We start from the raw sequence: 23,357 nt of genomic DNA, 5'->3' as shown, positions 1-23,357 counted from the left end.
TTGAGAATCAATTTCAATTAATTAGAGAGGAAGGAAACCTTCATGCAGCATTCTGCAAAGCGTATCGCTGAAAATGCCTCTTTGAAAGCTTTTGTAAACAGTTATATTAAGGAAACGTCAAGTGGGGAGCTTTTGCCGGTTTCCAAAAATGGCCAATCAAGGCACAGGACGAAATTACAAACTGAACAGATGCTAGAAATTAATCTTCCCCACCAGCGTGTTAGTTTACGAATGGAGATTCTGTATCGTTCGTTCGTAGGGCGCCACTCGTTTGGAACAATTTTGAAGGGGGATGATGAGACCGGATGGGATCAAGAAGAGCCGCTGTCTGTTTTAATCCTCCTTATTCAAGAGCTACATTTGCAAGCGGTTCATAGTGGAGAGTCAAAAAGATCTTGTTTCGATGAGTGCCTCGTTCGCATGCTAGAAAGTTATCACTCGATGTGTACATATTTAGAAGAACGGCTCGCAACAGGTGAGGACGTTCATGATCCAAATCAAACATTTATCGATGCGGAGCAGTCGCTATTATTTGGTCATTGGCTACACCCAACGCCTAAAAGTAGACAAGGAATGGCTTATTGGCAGCATGCTGCTTATGCACCTGAGTTAAAAGGTCGCTTTCAACTGTATTACTTTTATGTGCATCATACGATTATGCAATATGAGTCCATTTTAGATAAAAGTGTATGGGACATTGTCTATGAAGAAACAGATGTGCAAAGGATTGATGAAAAATGGTTTCCTTTTCCGATGCATCCATTACAAGCACACTATTTATTAGAACAGCCTCATATTCGTAAAGCAATCCAAACGGGTCTTATTCAAGACAAAGGACCTTGTGGTAAATGGTACACTGCTACATCTTCAATCAGAACGGTGTTTAACGAAGAAAGTAACTGGATGTTTAAATTCTCTATACCAGTAAAAGTAACCAACTCTCTTAGAGTGAATAAGCAGCATGAACTACGAGCAGGTCTTATTGTTGGAAAAGTACTACAAAAAGCAAGATGGAAAAGCAAGACATGCCGATTTATTCATGATCCAGCATACTTAGCCGTTCGTCTGCCAGGAGTGAAAGAATCAGGATTTGAAACCATTGTTCGCTCTAATCCTTTTCAAAATGGTGGTAGGGGCGTTACGACGATCGCGGCACTTGTTCAAGATCCTTTACCAGGAAGTGATTCAAAATTAGCAACAATCATTAAGGAACTTGCTTTAAAAGAACGATCCTCTTACCGCATGATAAGTGAGAAATGGTTTCGAGCTTATGTTGAAAGGGCCATTTTTCCACTCATTTCGCTGTATGACGAACTTGGAATTGCCCTAGAAGCTCATCAGCAAAATAGTTTGCTTGATATCCACAATGGCTACCCAACAATGTATTATTACCGGGACAATCAAGGCTATTACTTAGCAGAATCATATAGACAAAGCTTACTTTCGCTAGTACCAGAGTTGCAAAAAACAGAAGGGCTCTTTTATGACGATGAGGTTATTCAAAATCGATTTACGTATTACTTGATCATGAATCAAGCATTTGCCGTGATCCACCGTTTTGGTGCGGATGGCTTAATGTGTGAGAGACAGCTCTTAAAGGTGCTAAAAGAGGCATTGAAACAATGTTGTCAGAGATGTTCCGGTGCTGGACGCTTATTTATAGAAGTTTTACTCGTAAAAACAGAGCTTGCATTTAAAGCAAATTTACTTACTCGTTTTCATGATGTGGATGAATTGGCAGAAGAACTAGAACAAGCTGTTTATGTGAAAGTTCAGAATCCGTTTCAAGCGGTGACGAGTTTGGAGGTACAACATGCAGAAACCATCTAATCTACCAAGTAAGGCGGAACAACGTGTTATTCGGCAATGCTTTGAAGCCATTTTGTTCGAGCAGTTGTTACCTTATGACGAAAGACCGGCACAAAATGGATGGAAGATCTTTACGATTAGAGGAAAAAAGCATATGTATCAATGTCTTGGAAAACGTTCTGCCTTTGAGCGAGTCAGAATACAGGGAATGCCGCTTTTGTCCGCCCGTTCTGGTAGACAAGCGTTTCCTAGAATAAAGGATATTGTCGAAGATGCAGCATTATCAGTTGAAAAAAGTCAGGCCCTCTATGCTGAATTATCACAAACCGTCTTCCTATCAAATTGGAATGAGGAATACATAAGAGGGACACCCTCAAGACGAATGCTTACATATGAACAGTTGGAAGAGGCTATTGGAGAAGGTCACCCTTATCACCCTTGTTTTAAAGCTAGAACAGGATTTTCCCTTGAAGACCATCAAGCGTTTGGAAATGAAGCAGGAGCCGTCTTTTCTCTTGTATGGTTAGGCGTAAAAAAAGAAGATGTGCACACGTATTATCCAGAGGAAGAGCAGAGTTTTCTCCAAAAAGAATTCGGCTCTGACACATGGAAGAAAGTTGTAGAAGCGTTGTGTCAAGCAGGAGGACAGTTGTATGACTATCGTATACTTCCAGTACATCCATGGCAATGGGAGACACTACAAAACAATGAGTTAAAAGAAGCAATTGAAACAAAAGATGTTCTTTATCTTGGTGCTTTCGGTGACTGTTATGGTGCATCACAATCCATTCGAACGGTGATGAACAAAGACAATCCGTTCCAAGCTCAGTTGAAATTACCCTTGCAAATGATCAATACCTCTTCGTTGCGAACGGTTCAGCCAGAAAGTGTTGCAGCTGCTACCCATTTATCGCGATGGCTTCAAGAAGTTGTTGCACAAGATCCTTTTCTACACAAACAACACGATGTCCGTTTGTTAAAAGAATACGCTGGCGCTTCGTATGAGCCAAGTGATTATCCGTCGATAATGGGGAATGTCAATGTGATTTTTCGAGAATCTGTTCAAAGTCAGTTGCAAAGTGGCGAGCGTGCTGTCCCATTAAATGCACTTTCTCTAAAAGAGAAAGACGGCTCTTTATTTATCGCTCCTTTTCTTAAGGATTTCGGGATAGAAGCTTGGCTAAAGCAGCTTATTGAGGTAGTCGTTACTCCTGTTGTTCACCTCTGTTTAATACATGGTATTGCAGTAGAAGCTCATGGGCAAAACATGATTCTGATTCTTTCCGATACAAATTGGCCGATTGGTGTGCTCTTAAGAGACTTCCATGAGAGTTTGGAATATTACGAACCTTATGTGAAAGAGAAAAAGTCTATACCTCATTTCCACGAAATTCATTCAAGCTTTAAGGAAGGTGCAGTGGACGATTATTATTGGATGTCTTCTCCAGAAGCGCTTCGTGAACTCATAGTCGACACACTATTTGTTTACAACCTAACTGAATTGTCGTGGCAGTTAGAGTGTGAGCTTGATTTTAAAGAGGACCGGTTTTGGAACTTTGTTACTGTATCACTGATGCGCTATTTGCAAAGAGAGAACGAAATGAATGAACGCTTACATGCTTTTCATCTCCATAAGGAAAAGATGGCAACAGAATCACTTTTTAAAAAGAAATGGACTGGGGAGAAAGAGTGCAGGCATTTGATAAGAAATCCTATTCAGTTGGAGGGTATGTATGCTTATCGTTGACGATCAATCGTACACAGGAGAAGATTTTAACCGTTTTAAACAACATCTTAATGACCACCCCATTTGGCGAAAAGCGGATAGGTGGCGTATTGCAATATGCCCAGAAGACTTAGGTAAGTGGGTCATGCTTCTTTACTATGTCAAAGAAAAACAAGCGAGTATTGTACCAATTCACCCATCTACACCTGTTGAGGCAGCAAAACGGATTGCTAATGAAGCGGGCTGTTTTTACTTGTTCTATCAATCTCTTGAATCTCCACTCACGTTAAGTCAAGCCGAATTAAGTAGTGAAGGGGGCCTCATTCAATTCAGTTCTGGAACAACAGGAAAACCAAAACGAATTGTACGTAGTTGGACCTCTATCGACGATGAATTACGTGCTTACCGTGAAATGTGGCATTCCATTGACGCCAATACAGTCATTGTTGCCTGCCCAATAACGCATTCATACGGTTTAATTAGTGGCGTCATGGCAGGTATCGATCAAGGAAAAACAGTTGTAGTTGTGACCGCGCAAAATCCAAACTATGTCTTAAGCAAGACGAAGGCATATCCACAACATGTGCTGTATGCCTCTCCGCCATTACTCTATTATTTAGCAAAACGAACAAATCAAAAATTGTATGGCGTAATGACCTCAGGAACGCGGCTACCTGATAAATGGTTTAAAGAAATTAAAGATGCCAGTACGTTTGTGATGCAGCAGTACGGCTGCTCAGAAGTAGGGTGTATTAGTATAGCGACATCCATAAGCGAATCGAATGACTTAGGAAAACCTTTAACGCATCATGGTGTTAAAGCCGGCGTAGTTTCGGCTCCGGCGGCTGTTTATGTTGAATCAACTGAAGGCTACTGTTATACAGGTGATCTTGGTTATTTCGGAAAAGACGGTAACTTATACTTTGTTGAACGAGTAGACGACGTTATTAACGTAGCCGGAATTCATGTATTGCCCCACGAAGTTGAACAGATTTTACTCCAACATCAAGATATAGAAGATGCAGTTGTATATAAAAGAGAAGATTCATTTTCAGGCGAACGGGTCTGTGCCCAGATTGTAGGGACAGGTTTAGATATAAGCACTCTTCGAGGATGGTGTACATCTTATCTTGCACCTTATCAAATACCAAAAGAAGTTTATTTCGTTGAAAAAATTGAAAAAGGAGCCAATGGAAAAGTAAATAGAAAACAGATTGGAGATGTTCCTGTATGACGTATGAACATGCTGTAAACATTCTTTACACAATTATGAAAGAAGATCTAGCTTTACAAACAATGGACGCCTTTCATCCCCATGCAAGGCTAAATGAAGAGTTAGCTATTGATTCAGTTATGATCTTGCACATCTTGCTAGAACTAGAAACAAAATATGAGATTGCGATCCCGGACGAGTCTATTGATTCGGCCATATTTGAGACCGTTGATCGCTTAGCTCAGTTTATTCAGCGTCAAGAAAAGACAACCGTTACCTATGATTAAAGTGCATTGCTTTGTTAGTTGTGTGTGTGAGGTGTTAAAGAAAAATGGCATTGACCACCGTCCTTATTATTTTGGTGTATGGGATGCGGATTTTTTTCTAGATGAACATGATCGATTGACTTACCATAAGGAAAACGTTGATCATACGTTCTTTAAAAACTGGTACGAAACTCTTTACGGCATTACATTAACTGAATGGTATAAAAATACAGCTAGTAAAGAGGAAAATGTAGAGAGTCTCATTCAGTTAATCGAAGAAAAAGATGACGATATGCATGTTATTGTCATGCTTGATCTTGCATTGCTTCCTGAGCGAGAAAATAAATTTCATCATGCGCCTTTTCCTCATTATGTCATGCTGGAGAAAACACAAGATAACGACGTTTGGATGATGTATGATCCGGATTTTCGTTGGGAAGGGGAAATGGATAAGGCTCAAATTCTGAATGCAGTTCGTTCCCATGAAGTGGCAGGAGGCTATCGTTTTAATGGAAAAACCATTCAGCCTCCTTCTGATGACACGATAAAAGCCTATTTTCGAACCTGTATGAAAGGTCGTGAAAACCCATTAACAGAAACGCTTCAATCACTTGTAGAAACGTTTTGGTCTGGAAGTCAGCGCCATCGACTTAATGAGCTTGGACTTGTGGTGAAACAACTACCTGTTCTAGCTATTCGGAAATATGCCTATGAGCATGCTTTTGCGTTTTTTTGGAAGGCACTCCAATTTAGTGAAAATACGTTTGAGCAGTGGTGCGATGAAATTGAGACGTTAGAGAAAGGCTTTAAAATCGTTCAGTATCAGGCGATGAAAGTGGCGAAAACGAAAAAAGAAGCGGACTATGAGCAATTGTGCAACCAACTTAAACGCCAAAATGAACGAGAACGGAGAATTAAAGCACAACTGATTTTGTACTTTAACGAATGGCTTCTAATAGAAAAGCCACTTGTTCTACACCAACGTTAAGGGGGATTTGAATGTGAATGTTTCTGTATGTACCATTTCATTTCGACATGGTTTGCAGTCCATTGAACACATTGCGAAATGGGCTACAACGCATGGTTTCGATGGTATTGAGCTTTGGGGTACCCATGCACGTCATCTGAAGCCACATGCCCACGTAAATGGAGAATGGTTACAAACACACGGTTTAACGGTATCGATGCTAAGCGACTACTTACCGTTACATGAAGAATGGACAAAAATCCAGTCTGTTGCCAATAATATGCTTCACCTTGCAGATCGTTGGAATACATCAAAAGTTCGAGTATTCGCTGGGGAATTAGGTAGTCAACTGATTCAAAAGGAGGAACGTCTGCACCTCGTTAACCAACTTAGAGAAGTGTGTAAGATGGCAATGGAAAAAAATAAACAAATACTAGTTGAAATTCATCCGCGCACTCTTTGTGATACAGTTTCTTCTACATTGCAGCTGCTGTCTGAAGTGAATCATCCTTCGCTAAGAGTAAATTTTGATGTGCTTCATGCATGGGAAAGCGGTGCGAATGTCGATGAAGCATTTAAGCAGCTACAGCCATTTATAGAGCATCTTCATCTGAAAAACGTACTTGATCGTGAGCATTTACATGTATTCCATCCTGAAAACGTTTTTCATGCTTCTGCATCAAGACAAGGGATGACAAGTTTGTTTACAGGGCAGATTGATTATCATCAATTTCTTTCAAATCATGATTTAAGCTCCTTTCATGCTTCCCTTGAATGGTTCGGTCACCATCCGTTTGCAGTATTAGAAAAGGATAAGCAAAAACTAGTTGCCTACCAAAAACAAACGCTCTATCATTAATCTACCTGTTTTGGAAACCATCTGTTCTTACTCAATAAGAATAGGTGGTTTTAGCCTTTTTCGAATGCCACTGTTACCTCGCAATAGAAAAACAAGGATTCTCGCTATTTCATGTATAGACTTGCACGAACTTGGCATAGTGTAGAAGATAGAGTGAAAAAAGAGAGCGAGGGAATAGAATGAAAATTCTCTTTCATACAATGAAAGCAGCAATTTTGTTTGTAGCATGCACAGCGATCTTCTACTATGGTATTCTATGGGTGACGGATGAATTAAGTGAGTTCCATCGCTATGACGTGCCAGAAGGAAATGCATTAAAAGCGTCATCTGTTGCTGTTAGTGACGAAGATCGAAGTTTGCTACAGCGGTTAACGTTGTTTTTATTAGATGGCGAATAAGAAGTAAGGAGTACAACATGGGTTTGCAAAAGGATGTTCATCAATTTGTCCACTTTATTAAAGTTGAGAAAGGTTTATCGCCTAATACATTAGAATCGTATGGAAGAGATTTAAAACAGTATGTCCATTATTTGCAACAGGAGAATGTGGAGGCGTTTTCAGATGTCACGCACCATACGATTCAATCATTTTTGTACGAGCTAAAGCTACAAGATAAATCAGCCGCAACATTGGCACGAATTCTCACATCGGTTCGCTCACTGCATGGTTTCTTATATAGGGAACAATTCACTTCGAGTGACCCTTCTTCTCTAATTGAATCACCAAAAAAAGAAAAACGATTACCTGATTTTCTAAGTGCAGATGAAGTAGAGCTCTTATTGCAGCATCAAACAATAGGAAGCGTACCCTTAGAGCTTCGAAATACAGCGATGCTTGAGTTGCTCTATGCTTCAGGTTTACGTGTAACCGAGTTAACGTCATTAGAACTGGATCATGTTCACTTAGCAATGGGATTTTTGCGAGTAATTGGCAAAGGGAATAAAGAACGAATTGTTCCTTTAGGATCACAAGCGTCAAAAGCATTGACGGCGTACTTAGAAAGTGGAAGACAACAGTTGCTAAAAAAACAGCGCCATGCTTATCTTTTTGTCAATCATTATGGGAGACCCTTAACAAGACAAGGGTTTTGGAAAATTTTAAAACAGCGTGCTAAACAAGTAAATATAAAAAAAAGCTTTAGTCCACATACGCTGCGCCATTCTTTTGCAACACATCTTCTAGAAAACGGGGCTGACCTGCGTTCTGTTCAGGAGATGCTTGGGCACGCTGATATTTCCACAACACAGATTTATACCCATGTGACGAAAACGCGTATGAAAGATGTTTATTTGAAACACCATCCACGCGCATAACTAGCATGTACGAACAAGAATGAGGAGGAAACAAACGTGACACAAGCATTTAAACGAGTCGTTGTTATTGTAATGGACTCTGTAGGAATTGGTGAAGCACCAGATGCAGAGGCTTTTGGAGATAAAGGAACAAATACCCTTGGCTCCATTGCTGAACAGTATGATGCACTGCATATTCCAGAGCTAGAAAGATTAGGTATTGGAAGAATCGCTCCCCTTAAAGGGATTGAGCCCGTTGCGAATCCAAGTGCGAGCTATGGCATCATGCAAGAAGCATCAGTAGGAAAAGATACAATGACTGGTCATTGGGAAATTATGGGCCTTCGAATTGATGAGCCATTTCGGGTTTTTCCAAACGGATTTCCTGATGATTTACTACGAGCGCTTGAGGAAAAAACAGGTCGTGGCATCATTGGAAATAAAGTAGCATCAGGTACAGAAATCCTCGATGAACTAGGAAGCGAACATGTTGAAACAGGGAAATTAATTGTTTACACTTCTGCCGATTCTGTTCTACAAATTGCAGCCCATGAAGACGTTGTTCCAGTGGACGAGCTTTATCGTATTTGTGAGATTGCACGTGAGTTAACGCTGGACCCAGCATATATGGTCGGACGCATTATTGCGCGGCCGTTTATAGGGGATGCCTCAGGTTGGAAACGAACGTCCAATCGTCATGATTATGCGTTAAAACCTTTTGGAAAGACGGTTATGAATACGCTTGAAGATGCAGGGCTTGATTCGATTGCATTAGGGAAAATTTCTGACATCTATGATGGTGAAGGAGTAACGGCTTCCATTCGAACAGTTTCAAATGAAGATGGTATGAATAAGCTGATTAAACAAATGGACGAAGCCTTCACGGGTCTATGTTTCTTGAATTTAGTTGATTTTGATGCACTGTTTGGTCATCGTCGCGACGTCATAGGGTATGGTCAGTCCTTAAATGAATTTGATGCGCAACTAAAAGAACTTTTGCCAAAGTTAACTGATGACGATTTGTTAATCATTACAGCCGATCACGGAAACGACCCGACTCATATAGGCACTGATCATACGAGAGAGCTTGTCCCTCTACTGGTTTACGGTAAAACATTGGAACCTGTTCACTTAGGTCATCGTGAGACGTTTGCGGATATTGGCGCAACCATCGCTGACAATTTTAATGTAACGGCTCCAGAATACGGAAAAAGCTTTTTAAACGAGCTCACACCAAAGAATTTGTAATCATAGAGGAGGAAAAACAATGAGAATGGTTGACATTATTGAGAAAAAAAGAGACGGCTTAAGCTTAACGAAAGAAGAAATTCGCTGGTTCATTGGTGAATATACTGCTAATCGTATTCCGGATTACCAAGTATCAGCTCTGGCTATGGCCATTTACTTTCAAGATATGGACCAACTGGAGCGTGCCGAACTCACCTTGGCTATGGCTGAATCAGGAGACCAAATTGACTTAACATCCATTAATGGCATTAAAGTAGACAAGCATTCAACAGGTGGTGTTGGCGATAAGACCACTATTGCACTCGTTCCATTAGTAGCGGCTGCAGGCGTACCAGTTGCAAAAATGTCAGGTCGTGGTCTAGGTCATACAGGGGGAACCATTGATAAACTGGAGGCAATTCCAGGGTTTTCATGTGATATGGAGACGACAGACTTTTTACATCAAGTGCAATCAAAAGGCCTAGCCGTTGCTGGACAAACAGGTAATTTAACACCAGCGGATAAACAACTGTACGGTTTAAGAGATGTGACTGGAACTGTTAACTCAATGGCGCTTATTGCAAGCTCTATTATGAGTAAAAAAATCGCTTCCGGTTCCGACGCCATTGTGCTCGATGTGAAAACAGGTTCTGGAGCATTTATGAAAACTCTTGATGATTCAACAGGGCTTGCTAAAGCAATGGTTGATATTGGTGCAAACGTTGGTCGAAAAACGATGGCGGTTATTTCAGACATGAATCAGCCTTTAGGTGAAGGCGTTGGAAACGCTATTGAAATTCAAGAAGCGATTGACGTCTTGAAAGGAAATGGACCAGAAGATGTGCTTGAGCTGTGTCTAGTCTTAGGCAGTCACATGGTTTACTTAGCGGAAAAAGCAAGCAGTGTTGAAGAGGCGCGCAAACAGCTAGAAGAAGTGATTGAAAATGGAAAAGCAGTCGAAATGATGAAAGTCTTTATTGAGAGTCAAGGTGGAAATCCAGCTGTAATAGACGATGAGACATTATTTCCACAAGCTAGCTATCAAATTGATGTTCCAGCAGTAGAAGCAGGCTATGTGTACGAAATTGCGACAGATAAAATAGGTGTTGCCGCTATGCAATTAGGTGCAGGTCGAGCAACAAAAGAGGATCAAATCGACCTTGCTGTTGGGTTAAAGTTGAAGAAAAAAATTGGGGATCGCGTCGACGTCGGGGATATCCTCGTTACGCTATATGCAAACCGAGAAGAAGTAGAAGATATTAAAGACCTCGTTCAAAAGAGTTACCATATGCAAGAAGGAGAACCAGCTCCAACGACGCTTATTTATAAGGAAATTTATCCTGAAAAAGCTTAAAAGAGACCAGTTGCCTTTACGGCAACTGGTCTTTTTTTCATCCTAATGAATAAACTCAATCAAACGAAATCTCATAAGGTGTGTGATCACCTTTATTCATAAGGCGAATGGTTTTTGGTTTTAATTCTAGCAAAATATATGAAGGGTCTGTGGCACTGTCAAAATAATGGGTAAGGGTGTCATGCCAAAATTCGTTTTTCGTTTCTTGATCATCCCGAATCGTAGCTGTTCCTTGAAATTCAATAAATGCGTCATCATAGCCCTCACCTGTATAACCTAGGAGAACGTGTACATGCGGATTTTCTTCGACTTCTTTAGCCTTATACGTATCGATATCCGTTGGTGTATACAGCGTGAAGTCTTTGTGATAAAACGTCATGTAACGAGAATGGGGGCGATTTTCTTTTACAGTTGATAGAGATCCAATCTTATGATCTTCCATCACAGCTAAAATTTGTTGTTTTACTTTCGAATGATCCATAAGTAACACTTCCTTTTTATGAGCTATACGTAGTATTCCTCACTGTAAAAAAATAAAACCACTTTTCATGTTTACTTCATAGAGAAAACGTCTATATAGTCAATGTAAGAAGTTTTTATAGAGGAGTGTTTGATTATGGCAGATATCGTCTATACATCGCATGCAACGGCACAAGGTGGAAGAGAAGGTCAAGTAACTTCAGATGACCAATTTCTTGATTTGAATTTAGTTAAACCAGGTTCAAAGAAGGAAGGGACAAATCCAGAGCAGTTATTTGCTGCAGGTTATGCTTCCTGTTTTGATGGTGCATTAAATTTAATGGCGGCAAACGACAAAAAAGAGATTGAGTCAAAAACAACAGCACATGTCTCTCTTGTTAAAGACCCATCGGACAATGGCTTCCAAATTGGAGCAGAATTAGTCGTCGAAATTAATGGTGTATCACAAGAGGATGCTGAAGAATTAGTTGAAAAGGCACATCAATTTTGCCCGTATTCAAAAGCCACTAGAGGAAATATTCAAGTGAAGTTAACGGCGAAAGCACAATAATAAGGAGGGTGTACATTGTCACTAGCAAAACATTTGGAACGCTTTAAGCAAATTCAATGTGAGAACGGCTGTTTAACAATCTATTTGCAGACTGGTAAAACGAGCACGGATCAACAAAAAGGAGAATGGAAAATTCGCCTTAAGAATGGGCTAAAGAAGCTTGAAGAATACTTAGAGGTTAGTGATAATCAAACCGAGTTTCAGGCATTTAAAAAACTGAAAAAACAGGCGGAGCAACAGATTTTGGCCTTATCAACCAATATGCCAAAAAGCCTTGTATTCATTGGTTCCTCTAACGGGGACATTCATTTACAGAAGTTACAAGTCCCAGTGGAGAATGAATTTCGGTGGGAAAAGCACCCTGTTATTGATCAACTTGAAACATTAGAAGAGAAGTATCCGTTATCAGGGATCGTAATGATTAAAAAAACCGATGTACATACGGTTGAAACGAGTCTTGGTGAAGTTATTGAAGAAAAGCAATATAGTTGGGACGTTGAGTCTGAGGATTGGAAAGAGTATGTAGGTGCAAGGCCACAAGGGGAGACAGGAGCCGCGTTACACCGTGAACAGTATGCAGATCGATTTGATGCGAATCAACAGCGGTGGTTTAAGAAAATTGCACAAAAGATTGAAAAAGAATCAAAGCAAAAGCAGTGGTCAACGTTGCATCTAGTCGGCTCACCTGATCAAACGAGTGAATTTGCTAAACAATTGTCAACCCACGATCCTAAAATTTCAAAGCGTAACTTGGCAAAACTAAAATCACATGAAATTATAAAAGAGCTAAACGAAGAAGTCGTTTAACTCCTTCTAGAAAGCGTCTCGAACCCCATTCGAGGCGCTTTTCATTGATGGATAACTAGGCAACAATTTTGACAAATGAAAAAATAGATCGCTATAATGATAAGATATACATAGATGGCGAAAAGAAGGTTATGCAATGAGTGAGGAAAAAGAGGAACTGCCTCAATTTAATAAAAAACCATTGGTTGCCGTTCTGCTAATTGGAGCGTTTGTAGCAATATTAAATCAAACGTTGCTAACAACAGCTTTGCCGCATTTAATGGCTGACTTAGACATTAATGAAAATGCTGCCCAATGGGTTACCACGATTTTTATGCTAGTTAATGGGATAATGATTCCTATAACGGCTTTTTTAATTGAAAAATTTAAAGCGCGATCACTTTTTTTGACGGCAATGACGCTGTTTGGTTTAGGTACATTGCTTTGTGCAGTGTCTCCCAATTTTAGCATGCTGCTTGTAGGTCGAATCATTCAGGCTTCGGGTGCAGGAATTATGATGCCCCTTATGCAAACAGTTTTTCTTCTTATTTTTCCTAAAGAAAGACGTGGACAGGCGATGGGAATGGTCGGGCTTGTTATTTCGTTTGCGCCTGCCATTGGACCTACCCTATCTGGTTGGTTAGTAGAATCTTATCACTGGAGTATTTTATTCTGGATTCTTATGCCAATTGTTGTCATTGATATTGTTGCGGCGATCTTTGTTATGCGGAATGTTACAACGTTGCGTCATCCTAAACTAGATCTTCAGTCTATCATTCTTTCCACCTTTGGTTTCGGTGGTTTATTGTTTGCATTTTCGAATGCAGGGCAAGCAAGCTGGGGTAGTCCCCTTGTTTATGTGCCATTACTAATTGGCGTTGTTACACTCTATCTTTTTGTGACACGGCAATTAAAGCTCAGTCACCCGATTTTAGAGTTTCGTGTGTTTACGTATCCTGTTTTTACATTAACAACGGTGATGGGGATGCTTGTATTCGTATCTCTCGTTGGACCAGCTACAATCCTGCCAATTTATATGCAAAACATGCAAGGCTACTCTGCCTTTGAAACGGGGTTAACCATTTTACCTGGAGCCGTGTTAATGGGAATCATGTCGCCAATAACAGGGAGGATTTTTGACAAATTCGGAGCAAGGACATTGGCGATTATAGGCTTAACTTTAATTTTCTTGTCTTCGTTATTTTATACTAATTTAACAGTAGACACATCGTTAACATATCTAACCATTGTTTATGCGGTCCGGATGTTCGGGTTATCGCTTGTATTAATGCCAGTAACCACTGCTGGTTTAAATGTATTACCAAGAGAACTCATTCCCCATGGAACGGCAATGAATAATACAATGAGGCAAGTGTCAGGTTCGATTGGAACGGCAATCCTTGTTTCTGTTATGACCGCGTCTGCTTCAGTTGAACAAAGTGAATCAATGATACAAGGGGTAAACAATGCTTTTATTGTTGCCACGGTTATAGCGTTTATTAGTTTTATCATGGCGTTTTTTATAAAGAAAACCCCTCAACGGTAAAGTATTCTTGAAAAGACGTTTTCTCTCTTTTTCATTCGGGTATTTAAAGAGTAGAACAGATAGAGAAGGAGAGATCGAGATGAAGGAATATACAGTGACGCCAAATAAAGATGCAACAACGTGGTTTGTAAAAGTAGAAGATGTTGCGCCATTAGAAGAATACGATAAACAATCGAAAGCCATTGAAGCAGGCGAGAAGCTAGCACAAGAAAACCAGCCAAGTCGACTTATTATTTTCGATGAGTATCACAAGCAACAAGAAATCAAAACGTTTTAAATCAAGTATTAAAGAAAGATGAGTCGTGGGTATTCACGATTCATCTTTTTTTTACGTTGACCTCCTTTCCTTGTGTATAGAAAAATCTGGAATGGAAAGACTAACTGATAGCTTATTACATAAAGGTTATGGAGGGAAATGTATGAAAAAAGGTCTACATTTAATCGTGGTTTGGTTATTATTAGCGCTATTTGCAACACAACCGCTTACGGCAAAGGCAGCGGAGGTAAAAAAACCCCCACTTGGAGAGAAAACCCTTTCTGCTATTGTTATAGAACGGGATACAGGTGAAGTTATTTTTGAGAAAAATAGCGATAAAGCGCTACCCCCAGCAAGTATGACAAAGATCATGACAATGTTGCTCGTAATGGAAGCGATTGATGAAGGAAAGCTGTCGTTTGATGAGCAAGTAACTGTAAGTGAATACGCGGCTTCAATGGGTGGATCGCAAATTTTTCTTGAAGCTGGAGAACAAATGAGTGTAGATGATCTGTTAAAAGGAATTGCCGTAGCATCCGGAAATGACGCAGCAGTAGCGATGGCAGAGCATATAGCTGGTTCTGAAGAGGGATTCGTCAAAATGATGAATGAAAAGGCGAGTGAACTAAATTTAGAACAGACGTCGTTTAAAAATACGAATGGACTGCCAATAGAAAACCATTATTCATCTGCTCATGATTTGGCAATGATTGCAAAAGAGCTGTTAAAGTACGAAAACATAACAGAATACACTGGTATTTATGAAGACTATTTACGCAAAGGGACAGATAAAGAGTTTTGGCTAGTCAATACGAATAAATTAGTACGATTTTATCCCGGTGTGGATGGGTTAAAAACAGGGTTCACTCAAGAGGCGAAATACGGATTAACCGCTACTGCTGAAAAAGACGGGATGCGTGTGATAACTGTTGTTATGGGATCACCGACATCGAAGGAACGAAATGCAGAGGTCACATCGTTATTAGATCATGCATTTAACAATTACTCTACTAAAACACTTTATAAAAAGGGTGATGTTTTAGGTGCAGCAACCGTTGTAAAAGGATCGGAAAAAACAATAGAAGCAATAACAGAGGACCAAGTATCAATCTTATTAAAGAAAGGCGAAGATTCAAAAGAGCCTGTTGTGAATACGTCCTTTGATGAGTCCGTTGCTGCGCCAATTCAAAAAGGTGATGTAGTCGGTAGTTTAACTGTTGAAATAGACGGAAAGACAGTTGTCTCGACAGATTTAGTCGCTTCCGAAACGATTGATACGGCTTCGTGGTGGCAATTGTTTAAACGAACCTTGTCTACTTTTGCAGGGAAATAAAGAATGAGTAGAACTTTTCGCTAATACGCACTACTTTTGTCAGTAACAAGGATTTCATCAGATTGGTATGGAATGATAGCATGGAGTAAGTTTAGATGGAGGTGTTTTCATGACATTACAAATTCAAATGGAACAAAAACACAATGTGTTACTTGTAAGACTGGCAGGAGAATTAGATCATCATGCAGCTAAAACATTAAGAGCGGAAGTAGAAGCTCATTTACCGAACACAAAGCATATTTTGTTAAATCTTGAAGGGTTATCATTTATGGATAGTTCGGGTCTTGGTGTGATTTTAGGGCGATATAAACAAATTACATCCGCAGGAGGAGAAATGGTCGTTTGCGCTATTTCTCCAGCGGTAGGCCGTTTATTTGAAATGTCAGGGATGTTTAAGATCATTCGTTTTGAAGAAAATGAAGATTTTGCTTTGCAAAAGTTAGGGGTGGCTTAAGCAATGGAAAATAAAATGGATCTTTCATTCAGTGCAAAAAGTGAAAATGAATCATTTGCAAGAGTAACTGTAGGCGCATTTTTAGCTCAACTTGATCCAACTATGGAAGAATTAACGGAGATTAAAACCGTTGTTTCAGAAGCAGTGACAAATGCAATCATTCATGGCTATGACAATGATGAGAGTGGTATGGTATACATCTCAGCCGTATTGCGTGATAACGAAATTGAAATTGTCATTCGCGATGAAGGGAATGGCATTCTTGATATCGATGAAGCGCGCGAACCATTATTTACTTCAAAACCTGAACTTGAGCGCTCGGGGATGGGTTTTACCATAATGGAAAACTTCTGTCATGAGATGAAAGTCGTCTCTGAACCGTTATTAGGAACAACGGTATATCTAAAAAAGCAATTAACAAAATCAAAGGCCATATGCAGATAAGGGGTCTTGCTAATGAGCGCTGAGCTAAAGAAAACAACTAAAAAGATGTTGACTGATCAAGAATTAAAAGACTTAATCGCGAAAAGTCAGCAAGGTGATACAGAAGCTCGCGATTTAATTGTTAACAAGAACACTCGTCTCGTATGGTCGGTTGTCCAGCGATTTATGAATCGAGGCTATGAAGCAGAAGATTTGTTTCAAATAGGATGTATTGGCTTAATTAAATCAGTTGATAAGTTCGATTTATCCTATGATGTGAAGTTTTCGACTTATGCGGTGCCGATGATAATTGGTGAGATTCAGCGGTTTTTAAGAGATGATGGCACCGTAAAAGTAAGTCGGTCTATTAAAGAATTGAGCAACAAAATTCGAAAAGCTAAAGATGATCTTACAAAAGAGTACCGGCGCACACCGACTGTGAATGAAATTGCTATACACTTAGGCGTTACGCCAGAAGAAGTCGTCTTTGCTGGAGATGCGAATCGAAGTTTAACGTCCATTCATGAAACTGTTTATGAAAATGATGGGGACCCGATTACGCTAATGGATCAAATTGCAGATACTAGCCAAGTAAAATGGTTTGACAAGATTGCATTAAAAGAGGCAATACGAGATTTGGAAGAGCGCGAACGATTAATCGTTTATTTACGCTATTATAAAGACCAGACACAGTCGGAAGTAGCAGAGCGGTTAGGGATTTCTCAAGTTCAAGTCTCTCGTCTAGAAAAGAAAATTCTCGATCAAATGAAAGAAATCATGTCAGAAACATAGTTTTTGATTAGCAAAAATGAAGATAAATGGAGCCGGACTTTTTACCAATAGGTAGGAAGTCTTTTTTTTGTGCGAATTGAATGGAACTCATTGCAGCATACTACTACCAAATCGCAGTAAAAGGAGGACGTATGTTAAAAAAAGAGGAAAGAGAAAATTATAAAGAAAACATTCGTCTGTTTACAGCGAAAACCCGTTTTCTTAAACACGGTACACTTGCATTCCTAGCAGGCGGTTTTATAAGTGTAGCTGGTCAATTGATCTATGACGGACTAAGGCTCTTTTTTTCATTAAATCCGCAAATGGCAACAAGCTATATGATTGTCATTTTGCTTACAATTTCGGCGTTTGGTACAGGCTTCGGAATCTATAAAAAAGGAGCACAGTTGTTTGGCGCGGGATTGATTGTGCCGATTACTGGATTTGCTAATGCTATGACAGCAACAGCACTTGATCATCGCTCAGAGGGCTTTCTTTCAGGGATAGGCGTTCATTTGTTTCGCATCGTGGGTCCAATCTTTATAGTTGGCATCACTGCTGCTTATCTCGTTAGTTTTTCACGTTTGTTCATTCATATGATCCTGAAATAAGGAGAGGCGGAAGGTATGGTAAATCAAAAGAGGGTCATTCAGTTTAAGACGCCAGTATATGTAGAAGAACGAGGTACAGCTGTTGGTCCAAAAGAAGGAAGTGGCCCTCTCGGTCATGGATTTGACTATGTATTTCCTAGCTTATTATGTGGTGAGAAGGATTGGCAGACAGCGGAAAAAAAGATGACAGAAAAAGCAATTACCTATTGTCTACATAAACAGAGGCTAAAAGACAATCACTTAGATTTATTTATTGCTGGTGATTTAACAAATCAAAGTACAGTATCAAGCCAGATTGCGCGAAATTTACACGTTCCTTTTATTGGGAGCTACTCTGCGTGTGCAACAGCGATCGAAAATTGTATTGTTGCAGGAATGTGGATTAATGGTGGCGGAGCTCGACATGTATTGTGTGCATCAAGTAGTCATATTGGAGGATGTGAGAAGCAGTTTCGCTTTCCTATAGAGTTTGCACAACAAAAGCCAGATACAGCACAGACCACCGTTACTGGTGCAGGTGCCATCATTCTCGGGAGACATCAATCGATGATTCAAATGACAGAAGGGCTTATCGGTAAAGTGATTGATTTGGGGATTAACAATCCTTATGAACTCGGTGCAGCAATGGCCCCAGCTGCCGCAGATACATTACTTACGTACTTACAGGAAACAGAACAAAAACCATCTGACTTTGACCTTATTTTGACAGGAGATCTTGCAAGGTCTGGTAGCGAGATTTTTAAAAAACTCTTACGTGAACATGGTGTGATTGTAAGCGAGAATTACGACGATTGTGGCGTCATGATGTACGGAACGAATCAACAAGTGTTAGCGGGGGGCAGTGGGGCAGGTTGTTGCGCGACTGTCGTCTTTGGACACATTTTCAATGAAATACTTGCTAATCGACTAAAGCGAGTGCTCGTAATCGCCACTGGGGCGTTGCATAGTGCGAACACCGTTCAACAGCATAAAACGATTCCTTGTATTGCCCATGCAGTTGTGTTTGAGAGGAGAGGGAATTAAATGATTTATTTATGGGCGTTTGTTATTGGAGGAAGCATTTGCTTATTTGGACAGTTTCTTTTAGATATTGTCAAGCTTACTTCCATTCAAATGTTAGTAACTCTCGTACTGATTGGCATTATATTGGATGGGTTTGGTTTATATGAACAGCTCATTGATTTTGCAGGAGCGGGGGCAACGGTTCCCATTACAGGTTTTGGCTATTCTCTTGTACATGGTGCCATGTTAAATGGGGAAAACGGGCTATTTTATATTAGCGATGGAGTATTTGAACTTGCGTCTACTACCATTGTTTTCTCCATTCTCTTGAGCCTGATTGTAGCGGCTATTTTTAAGCCAAAAGGGGTGACGTGATGAAAAAAGTCATTTTTGTTACAGATGGTGATTTGGCTAGTAAAAAAGCACTTGAACACATTGCTCAAGACTTACAATGTACCGTTCTTAGTGCATCTCATGGGAATCCAACAACTATTGACCCTGAAGAATTAGTCGATCTTATTAAACTGGAAAAAGAAGATATCCCCATTATCATCATGTTCGATGATTGTGGCATTCGCGATGTAGGTTTTGGTGAAACAGCCATGCATTATATCGTCAGTCAAGAGGATATTGAGGTTATTGGTGCAGTAGCTGTTGCTTCGCAAACACATGCAAAAGAATGGACTCATGTGGACGTAAGCGTTGATCGATTTGGTCATTTATCCGAATACGGTGTAGATAAAGAAGGCTTAATTGATATGGAAATTGGCAGAATTAATGGGGATACAGTCTCCATATTAGATGATTTGAACTTACCCTGTGTTGTCGGTATAGGAGATATTGGAAAAATGGCGCGCTTTGATGATGTTAAAAAAGGTGCGCCAATTACGAGAAAAGCAATTGAGATTATATTAGAAAGGAGTGGCTATAGTGAACCCAACTTCGAAGCCGATGATATTTAGAAAAAGCATTGCAGAAAATGACCATATTATGAATGAACGTTTAGGAATAGGCGAATCCTTCGATGTCGGCGTTAGGAAGCTCAATGTATTCGGTAAAGATGTCTATATTTATTATTTAACTGGATTAGTTGATAACTTATATATTATTGATATCTTGCGCGAGCTTATGGATACCGAGAGTCGTATGCGGCGAGCGGAACATCCTTTTCAATCTGTGAAAAATCATTTAGCGCATATTCAAGTTGAAGAAACCGAGTCCATTGATCATGCGATTACCCAAGTGTTATCAGGATTAATTTGTGTTGTGGTCGATGGTGAGGCAAACAGTTTAATTGTAGATGTTCGATCGTATCCTGGTCGGGGACCGGAAGAACCAGATACAGAGCGTGTGGTACGTGGTTCACGAGACGGGTACACAGAGAACATTATCTTTAATACCGGCTTAACGAGGAGACGAATACGAGATGAACGATTACGCCAAGAAATTATGCAAGTGGGCGTGCGTTCTAAAACCGATGTATGTTTATGCTATATAGAAGGGATTGTCGACCCTAAGCTGGTTGACATTATTAAGAAAGAGCTTAAAGCTATCAATATTGATGGACTAACAATGTCGGATAAAGTGGTGGAAGAATACATTGTGAAACAAGGCATTAATCCATTTCCACTCGTGCGTTATACAGAGCGTCCAGACGTTGCCGCCACTCATATTCTAGAAGGTCATATTGTTTTAATTATTGATACATCACCATCGGTTGTGATTACACCAGCAACACTGTTTCACCATGTTCAACATGCTGAGGAGTATCGACAAGCTGCTGCAGTTGGTACATTCTTAAGATGGATGCGGTTTGTCGGTATTCTCTTTTCATTATTAATTGTCCCGTTTTGGCTATTACTTGCAACACATCAAGAATTACTGCCGCCAGCTTTGGATTTTGTCGGTGTAGAAGAAAATAACAATATCCCAATTGCGGTTCAAATTGTTTTTGCGGAAGCTGGTATCGAACTGTTGCGGATGGCCGCTATACACACCCCGTCACCATTGGCAACAGCTCTTGGTCTCGTAGCCGCTCTTTTAATTGGGGAGATGGCTATCGATGTAGGCTATTTCACAACAGAAGTCATTCTTTATGTGGCGCTTGGTTCGATTGGGATGTTTGCTACACCAAGTTATGAGTTAGGTGTGGCGCTAAGGATGAGCCGCTATCTTATCATTCTTGCGGTTGCACTTTTTGGACCAGTAGGGTTTGTTGTATCGTTGTTTTTACTACTTATTTCGCTTATTCGGCTGTCTCCACTTGCAAAGCCTTATCTATGGCCGTTTTTACCTTTTGATCCACCAGCGATGTATCAAATTCTTGTTCGTACATCTGTTCCAAGCGTTCGTTGGAGACCAAGTATTGTTCACCCTGTTGATAAAATTAAGCAATCACCAAAAAGTGAATAGTAGTCAAACGTTTTAACTTCTGATAAACTAGATAGCAATTGCGGAAAGTAGCTTTATGGCTTCGCCTGAAGCTGCTTTTCTTTTGTTATTAAAGGAGTGAGAGTGGCGTGTATTTGCATGGAACAATGGAAATCAATGCAAGTGGACATTTAGAGATTGGTGGTGTAGATACCGTTGAGCTAGCTAACGTTTATCGTACCCCTCTATTTGTTTACGATGTTGCACTTATAAAAGAGAGAATGAATGCATTTAAAGACGCGTTTGAAAAGAAGCAAGTATCTTACCAAGTAGCTTATGCTAGTAAAGCATTTAGCACAGTAGGAATGTATCAACTGGCCCATTCAGCTGGTTTAAGTATTGATGTGGTATCTGGCGGTGAGTTATTTACAGCTCTAAAAGCAGGTGTACCGGCATCTACAATCCATTTTCACGGTAACAACAAAAGCATCGACGAATTAAAGATGGCCTTAGATGAACAAATTGGATGCATTGTTGTCGATAATTTCTACGAATTAAAAACGATTCAGACTTTAGCGGAAGAACGTGGACAAACAGTTCCTGTTCTATTAAGACTAACGCCAAATGTCGAGGCTCATACCCATGAGTATATTACAACAGGTCAAGAGGATTCTAAATTTGGCTTTGATCTAGCAAGTGGTCAAGCTACAAAAGCAATAGGCATTTGCATAGCCGATGAATATCTTCATTTGTTAGGCGTTCACAGTCACATTGGATCACAAATTTTTGAAACAGATGGTTTCGTACTTGCAATAGAAAAAGTATTTGAAAATCTCGCACTCTGGAAACAAACGTTTAACTATGAGCCTGCCGTGCTTAACTTCGGTGGTGGGTTTGGCATTCGTTATGTTGATGGAGATACGCCACTTCATCCGAGTGTGTATGTAGAGAAAATTGTTGAGGAAACGATAAAGCATACAACCAAATTAGAAATGAATATGCCTGAGATTTGGATTGAACCAGGACGCTCCATTGTTGGGGATGCTGGTACAACCCTTTATACTATTGGTTCGCAAAAAGATATTCCGAATGTACGCCGCTACCTTTCTGTCGATGGAGGGATGGGTGATAACTTACGTCCTGCTCTATACGAAGCAAAGTATGAAGGAATGTTAGCAAATCGTGCAAATGACAAGCCAGAGGATACGTTCTCTGTGGCTGGAAAATGTTGCGAAAGCGGCGATATGTTAATTTGGGATTTGCCCTTACCTGATGTTACGGCAAACGACATATTAGCGATTTCGTGCACAGGTGCGTATGGCTATTCAATGGCAAATAACTATAATCGTATTCCTCGCCCTGCTATTGTGTTTGTTGAAGACGGTGAAGCGCAGCTTGTTGTAAAACGAGAAACCTATGAAGACTTAGTGAAGCTTGATTTGCCCTATCAGCAAAAAGCAGTCGCACCATTTGAGAATTAATGACAATGTGTGTACAATAGATGAAGTGCGGAAGCGCAATTACGAGTAGTGAGAGGACGGATAAAGATGAAAAAAGGTAGCATCACGTTTGAAAACGGCGAAAAAATCGTTATCGATTTCTTTGAGAACGAGGCACCAGGAACAGTTGAAAACTTTGAAACATTAGCGAAAAAAGGTTTTTATGATGGACTAACATTCCACCGCGTTATCCCTGGTTTCGTTGCACAAGGCGGCGACCCGAACGGTAACGGTACAGGAGGCCCTGGCTACACAATCAAATGTGAAACGGCTGGTAACCCACATAAGCACGTAGCTGGTACATTATCTATGGCCCACGCTGGTAAAGATACAGGCGGCAGCCAATTCTTTATCGTACATGAGCCACAACCACATCTTGATGGCGTTCATACTGTATTCGGACAAGTTGTTGAAGGTCTTGACAGCGTTTATCGCATTAACCAAGGCGACGTTATGCAAGAAGTAAAAGTTTGGGAAGAATAAAATAAACAAAAAAAGTATGCATGAGTGAAAAGCTCTGCATGCTTTTTTTGCATTGGAAGTCGTGAAAATGAGTTTTGTCAA

General features: G+C 40.1%; 26 protein-coding genes. 25 read left to right on the top strand and 1 reads right to left on the bottom strand.

The features are described from left to right. The first annotated feature begins 42 nt into the window (after positions 1-42). The 10 genes from BK583_RS12240 (at position 43) to BK583_RS12195 (ending at position 10,712) form a co-directional block, all read left to right on the top strand. The gene (locus BK583_RS12240; RefSeq protein WP_055735957.1) at positions 43-1,830 is read left to right on the top strand and encodes an IucA/IucC family protein; all 1,788 of its coding nucleotides are present in this window, start codon (positions 43-45) and stop codon (positions 1,828-1,830) included. Beyond that, a complete protein-coding gene (locus BK583_RS12235) occupies positions 1,814-3,556 on the top strand; it encodes an IucA/IucC family protein (protein WP_055735956.1) in 1,743 nt (580 codons plus the stop codon). The genes BK583_RS12240 and BK583_RS12235 overlap by 17 nt, the downstream gene beginning before the upstream one ends. Then, complete coding sequence (locus BK583_RS12230; RefSeq protein ID WP_055735955.1) at positions 3,543-4,769, top strand: AMP-binding protein; 1,227 nt, start codon at positions 3,543-3,545, stop codon at positions 4,767-4,769. The genes BK583_RS12235 and BK583_RS12230 overlap by 14 nt, the downstream gene beginning before the upstream one ends. Further along, positions 4,766-5,035 (top strand): phosphopantetheine-binding protein, encoded by a 270-nt coding sequence (locus BK583_RS12225; RefSeq protein WP_055735954.1) that lies wholly within the window; start codon positions 4,766-4,768, stop codon positions 5,033-5,035. The genes BK583_RS12230 and BK583_RS12225 overlap by 4 nt, the downstream gene beginning before the upstream one ends. A gap of 31 nt (positions 5,036-5,066) precedes the next feature. Then, positions 5,067-6,002, top strand: coding sequence for a DUF6005 family protein (locus tag BK583_RS12220; RefSeq protein WP_236702375.1), 936 nt, complete (start codon positions 5,067-5,069; stop codon positions 6,000-6,002). A gap of 13 nt (positions 6,003-6,015) precedes the next feature. After that, entirely contained in the window at positions 6,016-6,840 is an 825-nt protein-coding gene (locus BK583_RS12215) for a sugar phosphate isomerase/epimerase family protein (RefSeq protein ID WP_055735952.1), read from the top strand. Between the two features lie 179 nt (positions 6,841-7,019). Continuing rightward, positions 7,020-7,238 carry a DUF4227 family protein gene (locus tag BK583_RS12210; protein ID WP_055735951.1) on the top strand — a complete coding sequence of 73 codons (219 nt, stop codon included), beginning with the start codon at positions 7,020-7,022 and terminating at the stop codon, positions 7,236-7,238. Between the two features lie 23 nt (positions 7,239-7,261). After that, positions 7,262-8,152, top strand: coding sequence for a site-specific tyrosine recombinase XerD (xerD, locus tag BK583_RS12205; RefSeq protein WP_371836644.1), 891 nt, complete (start codon positions 7,262-7,264; stop codon positions 8,150-8,152). A gap of 36 nt (positions 8,153-8,188) precedes the next feature. Further along, positions 8,189-9,379, top strand: a complete 1,191-nt coding sequence (gene deoB, locus BK583_RS12200; RefSeq protein ID WP_055735949.1) for a phosphopentomutase — start codon at positions 8,189-8,191, stop codon at positions 9,377-9,379. Positions 9,380-9,398: 19 nt separating this feature from the next. After that, a complete protein-coding gene (locus BK583_RS12195) occupies positions 9,399-10,712 on the top strand; it encodes a pyrimidine-nucleoside phosphorylase (RefSeq protein ID WP_055735948.1) in 1,314 nt (437 codons plus the stop codon). A gap of 55 nt (positions 10,713-10,767) precedes the next feature. Here the strand turns inward: BK583_RS12195 and BK583_RS12190 are convergent, their stop codons facing one another. Then, positions 10,768-11,193: a pyridoxamine 5'-phosphate oxidase family protein gene (locus BK583_RS12190; RefSeq protein WP_055735947.1), complete on the bottom strand. Its 426-nt coding sequence runs from the start codon at positions 11,191-11,193 to the stop codon at positions 10,768-10,770. Positions 11,194-11,328: 135 nt separating this feature from the next. Here BK583_RS12190 and BK583_RS12185 point away from each other — a divergent pair, with 135 nt between their 5' ends. From BK583_RS12185 to BK583_RS12115, 15 genes are all read left to right on the top strand, one after another. Then, the gene (locus BK583_RS12185) at positions 11,329-11,742 is read left to right on the top strand and encodes an organic hydroperoxide resistance protein (RefSeq protein ID WP_038479246.1); all 414 of its coding nucleotides are present in this window, start codon (positions 11,329-11,331) and stop codon (positions 11,740-11,742) included. A 15-nt stretch (positions 11,743-11,757) separates the two neighbouring features. After that, positions 11,758-12,549 (top strand): VLRF1 family aeRF1-type release factor, encoded by a 792-nt coding sequence (locus tag BK583_RS12180; RefSeq protein ID WP_038479249.1) that lies wholly within the window; start codon positions 11,758-11,760, stop codon positions 12,547-12,549. A gap of 136 nt (positions 12,550-12,685) precedes the next feature. Next, positions 12,686-14,074 (top strand): MDR family MFS transporter, encoded by a 1,389-nt coding sequence (locus tag BK583_RS12175; RefSeq protein WP_055735946.1) that lies wholly within the window; start codon positions 12,686-12,688, stop codon positions 14,072-14,074. Positions 14,075-14,153: 79 nt separating this feature from the next. After that, positions 14,154-14,351, top strand: a complete 198-nt coding sequence (locus BK583_RS12170) for a DUF2188 domain-containing protein (protein WP_035394053.1) — start codon at positions 14,154-14,156, stop codon at positions 14,349-14,351. A gap of 142 nt (positions 14,352-14,493) precedes the next feature. Beyond that, positions 14,494-15,663 (top strand): D-alanyl-D-alanine carboxypeptidase family protein, encoded by a 1,170-nt coding sequence (locus tag BK583_RS12165; protein ID WP_055735945.1) that lies wholly within the window; start codon positions 14,494-14,496, stop codon positions 15,661-15,663. Positions 15,664-15,772: 109 nt separating this feature from the next. Next, positions 15,773-16,117, top strand: a complete 345-nt coding sequence (gene spoIIAA / locus BK583_RS12160) for an anti-sigma F factor antagonist (protein WP_055735944.1) — start codon at positions 15,773-15,775, stop codon at positions 16,115-16,117. Positions 16,118-16,120: 3 nt separating this feature from the next. Then, a complete protein-coding gene (spoIIAB, locus tag BK583_RS12155) occupies positions 16,121-16,561 on the top strand; it encodes an anti-sigma F factor (RefSeq protein ID WP_038479261.1) in 441 nt (146 codons plus the stop codon). Between the two features lie 12 nt (positions 16,562-16,573). Continuing rightward, the gene (gene sigF / locus BK583_RS12150) at positions 16,574-17,332 is read left to right on the top strand and encodes an RNA polymerase sporulation sigma factor SigF (protein ID WP_038479264.1); all 759 of its coding nucleotides are present in this window, start codon (positions 16,574-16,576) and stop codon (positions 17,330-17,332) included. Between the two features lie 131 nt (positions 17,333-17,463). Then, positions 17,464-17,922: a SpoVA/SpoVAEb family sporulation membrane protein gene (locus tag BK583_RS12145; RefSeq protein WP_038479267.1), complete on the top strand. Its 459-nt coding sequence runs from the start codon at positions 17,464-17,466 to the stop codon at positions 17,920-17,922. 15 nt (positions 17,923-17,937) lie between these two features. Then, a complete protein-coding gene (gene spoVAD, locus BK583_RS12140) occupies positions 17,938-18,945 on the top strand; it encodes a stage V sporulation protein AD (RefSeq protein WP_055735943.1) in 1,008 nt (335 codons plus the stop codon). After that, complete coding sequence (gene spoVAE, locus BK583_RS12135) at positions 18,946-19,299, top strand: stage V sporulation protein AE (protein WP_055735942.1); 354 nt, start codon at positions 18,946-18,948, stop codon at positions 19,297-19,299. It begins immediately after the preceding gene. Beyond that, the gene (spoVAEA, locus tag BK583_RS12130) at positions 19,299-19,886 is read left to right on the top strand and encodes a stage V sporulation protein SpoVABEA (protein ID WP_055735941.1); all 588 of its coding nucleotides are present in this window, start codon (positions 19,299-19,301) and stop codon (positions 19,884-19,886) included. Before spoVAE ends, spoVAEA begins: the two co-directional genes overlap by 1 nt. After that, positions 19,876-21,336, top strand: a complete 1,461-nt coding sequence (locus BK583_RS12125; protein WP_055735940.1) for a spore germination protein — start codon at positions 19,876-19,878, stop codon at positions 21,334-21,336. Before spoVAEA ends, BK583_RS12125 begins: the two co-directional genes overlap by 11 nt. 107 nt (positions 21,337-21,443) lie before the next feature. After that, positions 21,444-22,775, top strand: a complete 1,332-nt coding sequence (gene lysA, locus BK583_RS12120; RefSeq protein ID WP_055735939.1) for a diaminopimelate decarboxylase — start codon at positions 21,444-21,446, stop codon at positions 22,773-22,775. A gap of 66 nt (positions 22,776-22,841) precedes the next feature. Further along, entirely contained in the window at positions 22,842-23,276 is a 435-nt protein-coding gene (locus BK583_RS12115) for a peptidylprolyl isomerase (RefSeq protein WP_035394036.1), read from the top strand. The last annotated feature ends 81 nt before the right edge of the window (positions 23,277-23,357 follow it).

It is taken from the genome of Shouchella oshimensis, from assembly GCF_002019765.1.
Classification (GTDB): Bacteria; Bacillota; Bacilli; order Bacillales; family Bacillaceae_D; genus Shouchella; species Shouchella oshimensis.
The sequence above is the reverse complement of the archived record's forward strand: the minus strand, read 5'-3'. Positions and strand labels throughout refer to the sequence as shown.

Excerpts from the sequence above, each read along its gene's own strand:
- BK583_RS12240 (WP_055735957.1), top strand. The coding sequence starts at position 43 with ATGCAGCATTCTGCAAAGCGTATCGCTGAAAATGCCTCTTTGAAAGCT.
- BK583_RS12235 (WP_055735956.1), top strand. The coding sequence starts at position 1,814 with ATGCAGAAACCATCTAATCTACCAAGTAAGGCGGAACAACGTGTTATT.
- BK583_RS12230 (WP_055735955.1), top strand. The coding sequence starts at position 3,543 with ATGCTTATCGTTGACGATCAATCGTACACAGGAGAAGATTTTAACCGT.
- BK583_RS12225 (WP_055735954.1), top strand. The coding sequence starts at position 4,766 with ATGACGTATGAACATGCTGTAAACATTCTTTACACAATTATGAAAGAA.
- BK583_RS12210 (WP_055735951.1), top strand. The coding sequence starts at position 7,020 with ATGAAAATTCTCTTTCATACAATGAAAGCAGCAATTTTGTTTGTAGCA.
- BK583_RS12195 (WP_055735948.1), top strand. The coding sequence starts at position 9,399 with ATGAGAATGGTTGACATTATTGAGAAAAAAAGAGACGGCTTAAGCTTA.
- BK583_RS12190 (WP_055735947.1), bottom strand. The coding sequence starts at position 11,193 with ATGGATCATTCGAAAGTAAAACAACAAATTTTAGCTGTGATGGAAGAT.
- BK583_RS12185 (WP_038479246.1), top strand. The coding sequence starts at position 11,329 with ATGGCAGATATCGTCTATACATCGCATGCAACGGCACAAGGTGGAAGA.
- BK583_RS12175 (WP_055735946.1), top strand. The coding sequence starts at position 12,686 with ATGAGTGAGGAAAAAGAGGAACTGCCTCAATTTAATAAAAAACCATTG.
- BK583_RS12170 (WP_035394053.1), top strand. The coding sequence starts at position 14,154 with ATGAAGGAATATACAGTGACGCCAAATAAAGATGCAACAACGTGGTTT.
- BK583_RS12165 (WP_055735945.1), top strand. The coding sequence starts at position 14,494 with ATGAAAAAAGGTCTACATTTAATCGTGGTTTGGTTATTATTAGCGCTA.
- spoIIAA (WP_055735944.1), top strand. The coding sequence starts at position 15,773 with ATGACATTACAAATTCAAATGGAACAAAAACACAATGTGTTACTTGTA.
- spoIIAB (WP_038479261.1), top strand. The coding sequence starts at position 16,121 with ATGGAAAATAAAATGGATCTTTCATTCAGTGCAAAAAGTGAAAATGAA.
- sigF (WP_038479264.1), top strand. The coding sequence starts at position 16,574 with ATGAGCGCTGAGCTAAAGAAAACAACTAAAAAGATGTTGACTGATCAA.
- BK583_RS12145 (WP_038479267.1), top strand. The coding sequence starts at position 17,464 with ATGTTAAAAAAAGAGGAAAGAGAAAATTATAAAGAAAACATTCGTCTG.
- spoVAD (WP_055735943.1), top strand. The coding sequence starts at position 17,938 with ATGGTAAATCAAAAGAGGGTCATTCAGTTTAAGACGCCAGTATATGTA.
- spoVAE (WP_055735942.1), top strand. The coding sequence starts at position 18,946 with ATGATTTATTTATGGGCGTTTGTTATTGGAGGAAGCATTTGCTTATTT.
- spoVAEA (WP_055735941.1), top strand. The coding sequence starts at position 19,299 with ATGAAAAAAGTCATTTTTGTTACAGATGGTGATTTGGCTAGTAAAAAA.
- BK583_RS12125 (WP_055735940.1), top strand. The coding sequence starts at position 19,876 with ATGATATTTAGAAAAAGCATTGCAGAAAATGACCATATTATGAATGAA.
- BK583_RS12115 (WP_035394036.1), top strand. The coding sequence starts at position 22,842 with ATGAAAAAAGGTAGCATCACGTTTGAAAACGGCGAAAAAATCGTTATC.